The organism is Frankia sp. CcWB2 (genome assembly GCF_977927585.1).
The window spans coordinates 14,952-18,112 of record NZ_CDWRCM010000046.1; the positions used below are offsets into that span (position 1 = coordinate 14,952).

The following is a 3,161-nucleotide window of genomic DNA, read 5'->3' on the forward strand; positions in this document are numbered from 1 at the left end:
GCGGTGGCGGCGGGCGAGAAACTCGATTTCGTCCACGACCTGGTCCGGGGCTTTGGCCCGGAAGGTCATGCTCGACCCGTTCAGCCTGCAGAACGTGCAGTGGTGACGCTCCCCCCACCAGCACCCTCGGGAGGTCTCGACGACCAGACGCGTCCGGGACGACAACGACTCGCGTAGCGGCGACCGGGCAAGCCGCTCGAAGTACTCGTCGTACACCGGGGTCAGTGCTTCCGACATGGCGATGCGGTGAACGCGTGAGCCCTCGTCACCGCTCCCACGGGCGAGCAGGCCGGGACCGCTCCCAGGCCGGCGTCCGGCCAACAGTTCGGTGCACAGCGGCCCGAAGGTACGCTCGGCGTCGCCTTGGACGACGTAGTCGACCTCGTCGTAGAGCCGGTGCAACGCGGTCCCCAGCTCGGCGTCGCAGTTGGCGCCGCCGAACACGACGACGAGGTCGCGATCTTTCGACTTCAACCGGCGGGCAAGTGCCAACGAGGGCACCGTCTGCGAGAACGTCGTAGTGAAACCGACCACCGCCGGCTCGGTTGCGAGGATCTCGTCGGCCGACGCAGACAGGAACGCGTCAGTAAGTTCCCTCATGCCCAATGCAGCATTGACGACCGCGTCCGGCACCTGTTCCCGCCGCAGGTAGTCGACGTAGTCGCTCCACTCCTGTACCGGCCGCCCGGGATCCTTGAAGATCCACTCACCTAGCCGACTCTCCACCAGCGCCGCACGACGGCGTCGTACAGCGTCGGGGCGCCGTTGCCGGCGAAGTAGCCCGCCGCTTCGAGCTGGAGGCTGTAGGCGTTGACGGGCAGCCCGGCGCGTTCGGCGACGGCGGTCAGGATGCCAATCTGGATACTCGGCGTCTCCGGAGACGCCCATGGCATCGCGACGACGCTGATGCTCTTCACGAGACGTCCGGCAGCGCATCGACGACGTGTGCCTGAAGCCCGTCGATCCGTTCGACGACCTCGCGCCTGATGTCCGGCCACCACGGCCGGACCAGGTCCGCTACCGAGCCCTGGGCGAAACCCCGGACACTGCGAACGAGGCGGGCCCGGACGGCGCGGGGCTCGAAACCCGCCGTTCTGCTCCCGAGCGCCCACAGGTGCGCGAGACCGAACCACACGTGGACTGCCTCCAGGAACGGTCGAACGGGAAGTAGGCGCCCGGTCCAGGGCGACCGGACGCACGGCACCTCGACAGCGGCGTCGCCGCCCACCCACGGGCGTTGCAGGCACTCTCGGTATAGCAGGCCGTGGATGGCTTCATGGACGACGCCCTCGGCGAGACAGTCCAGCGAGGCCTCAGGGTGGTGCGGGTTGGTCACGAGACCGGCCGATGTAGTTGCCGTTCGTGCCCGAGGCGACGTGGTCAGCGCCGTCAGGATCGATCTGCAGCACCAGGACGCAGGTGGCACGCTGCACGAAGGGCTCGACGACGCTCGACAGCCCAGCAAGCGAGGACATGGTCTCGACGAGGCGTCGATGGATCGTGTTCACCTGGTCGACGGTGAACGACGGCCGGGAGGCGTTCGTACGCTCGAATCGTCCGCTCAGGTCAATGCCGCGACCTCTCGGGCTGCCGAAGTCCAGCGCCATGGTGCGGTCGCCGGGCAGCTGCGGCCACCCGTCGGTGGTGCCGTCCGGGCGCACGCAGACATCTCCCAGTGCCGACCAGGAAGGTTTCGTCGGGGGCGGTCCCTTGCCGGCGAGCGTCATCTCGACCCCGATCGCCGCGGCGAGAAAAGCTTCGACGTCGTCGGGTCCAGTCGTGGCGAACAGCAATCGCCGGGTGACTTCCGGCGCGCGCAGCACGCGCCGCTGCCGATGCTCGTCGAGCTGCGTGATCGCGGTGACGGCACCAGCGCCGGACCGACGCCGCAAGGCCTCCGCTGTTCTGTCGACGACGGCGCTGTCGAGCGTGTCGATGAGCGTGGTCCCGTCGAGCCAGGTCAAGGCCTCGCCGACGTCGTCCAGGCTCATACGACCACTCGGGTCATCTCGGCGAGAGCCTGGCGGCGCAGGGCGGTCTCCTCGATGTCGACGTCGAGGCGCTTACGGACGTGAGCGAACAGCGCGAGCAGGTCAGCGCACCACACGCTCGGGTTGTCGAACGCCGCGTTCGATGACCAGCGATGAGGCAGGTAGCCGCCGGAACACGTGGTCGCCTCCGGGCAGGTCTGGCAACCCGTCGGCACCGGTAGTCCGTCGAACATCGCCGCACGGTGCAGCGATGAGAGCGCGCCCACGTCGGACACGTCGTTGGCGAACACGTTGAGGCCCGTCCCAGCCATGCCGTGCCGACAGACCCTGAGGGCGTCGAGATCCTCGACGGCGCCGTCGGGTTCGATGAACACGAATCCGAACGGTTCGTTCCCGACCATGTCGATGTTGGAGCGACCACCGAGCACAAGTCGCGAAACGGCCACGAAAAGTGGGATTCTGGTCGACACCGGGTCGTTGACCCACCACTCGTCGAAGACCGGTAGTAGGTAGTCTGCACACGGTGTCGGGCCGTGGGCCCGGCGCACCTCGGCCACAGTGTCATGGGTGAAGTCGGGGAGGAGGTAGTTCATGGTGCGGAAACCCAGCGAAGTGATGTGCCGGTGGATCGAAACACTGTCGGCTCCGAACTGGACGACTGCGAGCGCACCCATCCCTACGCCGTGTCTTCTCAGACAGTCGATTCCGCTCACCACGCGCTCATGCGACCCGGCGCCGCGCCGGTCCACTCGGGCGGCGTCATGAATCTCCGCGGGGCCGTCGATCGACACGCCGATTTCGATGCGGTGCTCGACGAAGAGCTCCGCCCAGTCGTCGTCGATCAGGGTGGCGTTGGTCTGCAGGTTGAAGTCGACCCGGGCCGTGCCAGCCAGCCGCTCTCGGATGCGCCGGCACCAGCGGTCCACAAGTGCTCGGCCGGCGAGCAGGGGTTCGCCGCCGTGGAACGTTATCCGCACTCGCCGCTGGCCGGTCGCCTCGCACCACGCCTCGATGCGACCAAGCGCCGCCTCGACGACGTCGTCGCGCATGACGACCGGGCGGTCCTGCCAGGTATTGTCACCTTTATTATAAACATAGCAGTAGCTGCAGTCGAGGTTGCACCGAGATGCAATTTTGAAGACGAACGCGAGAGATTTTCCGGCAAACTGA

4 protein-coding genes and 1 pseudogene are annotated in these 3,161 nt (G+C 67.2%); all 5 read right to left on the minus strand.

Translation table 11 applies throughout. The features are described from left to right. Positions 1-726: pseudogene (locus ACY45C_RS07290) on the minus strand (RiPP maturation radical SAM C-methyltransferase); the annotation flags it as partial. Continuing rightward, the gene (locus tag ACY45C_RS07295) at positions 711-917 is read right to left on the minus strand and encodes a hypothetical protein (RefSeq protein WP_462186872.1); all 207 of its coding nucleotides are present in this window, start codon (positions 915-917) and stop codon (positions 711-713) included. The pseudogene ACY45C_RS07290 and the gene ACY45C_RS07295, both read right to left, overlap by 16 nt. Further along, positions 914-1,336: a hypothetical protein gene (locus ACY45C_RS07300; protein ID WP_462186873.1), complete on the minus strand. Its 423-nt coding sequence runs from the start codon at positions 1,334-1,336 to the stop codon at positions 914-916. The genes ACY45C_RS07295 and ACY45C_RS07300 overlap by 4 nt, the downstream gene beginning before the upstream one ends. After that, positions 1,314-1,991: a hypothetical protein gene (locus ACY45C_RS07305; protein WP_462186874.1), complete on the minus strand. Its 678-nt coding sequence runs from the start codon at positions 1,989-1,991 to the stop codon at positions 1,314-1,316. Before ACY45C_RS07305 ends, ACY45C_RS07300 begins: the two co-directional genes overlap by 23 nt. Next, the coding region (locus tag ACY45C_RS07310; RefSeq protein ID WP_462186875.1) for a radical SAM protein at positions 1,988-3,161 on the minus strand (1,174 nt) is incomplete at its 5' end. The genes ACY45C_RS07305 and ACY45C_RS07310, both read right to left, overlap by 4 nt.

Excerpts from the sequence above, each read along its gene's own strand:
- ACY45C_RS07305 (WP_462186874.1), bottom strand. The coding sequence starts at position 1,991 with ATGAGCCTGGACGACGTCGGCGAGGCCTTGACCTGGCTCGACGGGACC.